3 protein-coding genes and 1 pseudogene are annotated in these 2,945 nt (G+C 75.2%); 1 reads left to right on the top strand and 3 read right to left on the bottom strand.

What is annotated here, in order from left to right; translation table 11 throughout:
• Positions 1–338: 338 nt before the first annotated feature.
• The 3 genes and pseudogenes from DT057_RS05865 to DT057_RS36635 all read right to left on the bottom strand — a co-directional run.
• Complete coding sequence (locus DT057_RS05865) at positions 339–635, bottom strand: hypothetical protein (RefSeq protein ID WP_128561152.1); 297 nt, start codon at positions 633–635, stop codon at positions 339–341.
• 660 nt (positions 636–1,295) lie between these two features.
• Positions 1,296–1,736: pseudogene (locus DT057_RS05860) on the bottom strand (DUF4142 domain-containing protein); the annotation flags it as partial.
• Between the two features lies 1 nt (position 1,737).
• On the bottom strand, positions 1,738–1,935 hold a 198-nt coding region (locus DT057_RS36635), incomplete at its 3' end, for a twin-arginine translocation signal domain-containing protein (RefSeq protein ID WP_244937361.1).
• A 708-nt stretch (positions 1,936–2,643) separates the two neighbouring features.
• Between DT057_RS36635 and DT057_RS05855 the strand changes: the two genes are divergently transcribed.
• Positions 2,644–2,847 (top strand): hypothetical protein, encoded by a 204-nt coding sequence (locus DT057_RS05855; RefSeq protein WP_128561151.1) that lies wholly within the window; start codon positions 2,644–2,646, stop codon positions 2,845–2,847.
• Positions 2,848–2,945 lie beyond the last annotated feature (98 nt).

Here is a 2,945-nt window from a genome sequence, read left to right as displayed (position 1 = left end):
CGCGGCGTGGCGGCGCAGCAGGTCGACCCGGGGATCGAGGAGCAGGATGAGCACGATCGGACTCGCCACGGCCGCGAGGGCCGCGAGGCCGAGCCCGTATCGGACAATCCTCTCCCGCACCGCCGTGAGCCCCGCGCCGCGTCCGACCCTCGGTCCGCCCGGCCGGCACTATGCGCGATTTGCGGTAAAAAGTGCGTCCGTAGCAACGACTTAGATAAATATCCTGGGGACGGACGCTCCATCCCCTTGCCAAGTGACGCTGCGTCATCCCGGCATCAGGGGGCGCCGGCCGGGATCCGGCGGCCGCCGGGGCGCCGCGGCGTGGCCGCGCGCGGGACCTACGCGGCGGCCCGGCGCGCCAGGACGGTGCGGACCTCGGCGCCCGCCCGCAGGACCGCGTAGGCGATCACCGGCCAGGCGAACAGCAGGACGGCGGCCGGCACCGACCAGTGCCAGCCCACGATCGCCCCGACGACGCCGGCGGCCGAGCCGACGAAGCGGATGTAGAACACCGGGATGGCGAGCACGAAGGCGAGCACCGCCGGAAGCCCCAGGACCTGGATCAGCCCGGCCTGCACGGCCAGCAGGTTGGCCACGCCCATGACCAGGAACACCAGGAAGACGAGTTTCTGCATTGCCGCCTCGGCCGAATCGATGCGCCCGATCTGCGCAGCCGAGCGTGGCTTTTTGAGGGGCGCCTCCGCGCCGGGGCCCGGCGCGAGGTGGGGTGGGCCGTCAGCCGGCACGCGGTTCCTGTTCCCCGCCCGCCAACCCTCTCGTGACCACTCGGCCCACTAAGCCTCACAGGGTGGGCGCAGAGAACTGGTCCGCAGCCGCCCCGTCGTCACGAGCCCCGCCGCACGGCCGGTCGCCCGCGGAGCCGGAGCACGGCGAACCGAGTGGGCGGACAGGGATAGGAGGCGTGTAGCAGAGCGAGGCCGGTCCGCAAACCGGACCCGCGGGATGCAGCCCCGCGCCGGGACCGGTGGACACCGCGACCCAGGCGGGCCGCGCGGCCCCGCGCCGGGGCCCGCGGCCCCGCCGCGGGGTCCAGGGACCCCACAGGCGTAGATGGGTCACGCCCGTGCGGCCGGACGTCGAACGCGCCCGGCCGCGGCCGCCGCTCGGACTTCTCCTCCCTCGGACTCACGAGGGCCGCTCGCGAGGGCGGCCTCCTTATCCGATCGGGAGGGCCCGCAGCGGCGCGATGCCCGGCCTGGCCCCGCTTGCGCGCGGGGCCGACGGGGAGCCGGCCAGCGGCCACCTCTCGCCGCGCCCCCGGGCGCCCCCCGGTCTCAGCCCTGGGGCGCGCCCATCATCCGCTGCATCTGGGAGAGCTGCGAGATGTGCAGGCGGATCAGCGGGAGCGCGCCGCGGGCGATCCGGCGCAGGGCCGGATCCTCGCCGCTCTCGGCGTACGACCCGTGGATGGCGAGCGCCTCCTGGTGCCCCTGGAGCGAAGCGTTGACGAACGTGGCGTCGTATTGCGGGCCGGGCTGCAGGCCGGAGAGCTGCGCCAGGATCTGGGCCTTCTGCTCGTCCGAGGTCATGCCGCCGGGCGGGGGCGCCCCGAGCACGCCGCCGACCGCGCCCACCGTCGCGCCGGCCACGCCGCCCGCGACGGCGAGCGGGGCCGCCACCAGGCCGCCCACGACGCCGCCCGGACCCGGGGGAGGACCGCCCGCCACGGGCCCGCCGCCCGTCACGGCGTCGATCTTGTTCGCGAGGCCGACCTGNCTTCACCCGCGGGTTGCCGGTCTTGGCGAACGCGTCGCGGGCGGTGTTCTCCAGGAACACGCCGCCCTTCGTCGCCATGGCGAGGTAGACGGGCGTCGGGATGGCGCCTGCGGGCGTCGGCTGCGCGACCGCGGTCCGGGTGATGGCCAGGGCCGCCGTGGCGGACGCCAGGCCGACGAGGAAATCGCGACGATGCATGAGCTTGGCTCCCATGAGCGAACGGGGGCGCACCGCGGCCCTCGCAGGCCGTGATGCTCGGGGGGAGTAATCTCCCCACGACGCGCGACGTTCCCGCCGGCGCGGCGCCGCCCCCGGCCGCAGGGTCGTCTGGAACGCGACATGAAGGCGCACGGCCGGCCCCGCGGCGCCGGCACCCGGCGGGCGCCGGGCCCGGGACCGGGGTCCCGCGTGCGGCGCGATGGTGAACGGCGAGTTTATTGCGGTGCCGGCGCAACGTGCCCGACCCCGCGGCGTTATGATCTCTGCCACCGTCCGAAGCCCGCTTCCCATGTCTTACCCCGGTCACAAGCATCGAACGTGCTTCCGCAAGCCGGTCGGTCACACGCGCCCATTTGGCAGCACCTACGATTCCGTGCTGAACGGAGTGGCTTACGGGCTGAATGAGCTGTTTCCGCCGGTGCCTCATCCTCCTGTCGTCACGGATCAACACGCCTCGGCGGCCTCCGAGCCGGCCGGGCGGGCCCAGGGTGGGGCGGGCCTGCCTGCGGAAGCCTCCACGGGCGCGGTCCGGCCGGCGCGCGCCTGACGCAGGACGGGCGCCGGGAGGCGGTCCCCAACGCGCAATGCGGTCGTTGCGCACCGAGCGAGGGCCCGGCCTTCGTGCCTCGCCGCCCTCGCGACCGGGCTCCCGCCGCGGTAGGGTGTCGCCCTCCAGGGAGGTGCCGGGTGCAGAGCAGCACGGATTTCATCGACTCCCTCGCGCACGAGCATGCCCGTCTCGGCCGCCTGCTCCAGGTCATCGACAGCGGGCGCTGGTGGACCACGAGCGAGCCGGGGCGCGTCAAGGTCGAGGCCCTGACGGAGCAGGCCACGCGCATCAAGGACGCCATCGACGCCATCGAGGAGGCGGTCGGGCAACTGGGCAGCTGAGCGGGCCTGCGCGGGCCCGCCCCTCGTCACGGCGCAGCCGTCGCGGCGGGCACGGCGGGCCTCCCGGCGGCGGCGCGACGCGGGTCCGCGGGCGCCGC

The organism is Methylobacterium crusticola (assembly GCF_003574465.1).
Taxonomy (GTDB): domain Bacteria; phylum Pseudomonadota; class Alphaproteobacteria; order Rhizobiales; family Beijerinckiaceae; genus Methylobacterium; species Methylobacterium crusticola.
The sequence above is the reverse complement of the archived record's forward strand: the minus strand, read 5'-3'. Positions and strand labels throughout refer to the sequence as shown.